This is a genomic window from Clostridium sp. MCC353, assembly GCF_018785315.1.
Classification (GTDB): Bacteria; Bacillota; Clostridia; order Lachnospirales; family Lachnospiraceae; genus CHH4-2.
On record NZ_WQPN01000182.1, the window covers coordinates 1 to 206 of the forward strand.

General features: G+C 50.5%; 1 rRNA gene. It reads left to right on the forward strand.

The features are described from left to right. Window positions 1-87: 87 nt before the first annotated feature. A 5S ribosomal RNA gene (gene rrf / locus GPL15_RS28265) occupies window positions 88-205 on the forward strand. Window position 206 lies beyond the last annotated feature (1 nt).

A 206-nucleotide genomic window follows, 5' to 3' on the forward strand; every position in this document is an offset into this window, starting at 1 on the left:
CGGAAGGTGCGGCTGGATCACCTCCTTTCTAAGGAAGAAGAAGTAAGGGTTTTATATACTGTTGAATCTTTAATAGGTTCGAAAGATTCCGGTGGCGATGCGCTCAGGGGACACACCCGTTCCCATCCCGAACACGATGGTTAAGACCTGAGCGGCCGATGGTACTATATTGGAAACGATATGGGAGAGCAGGTGGCTGCCGGATT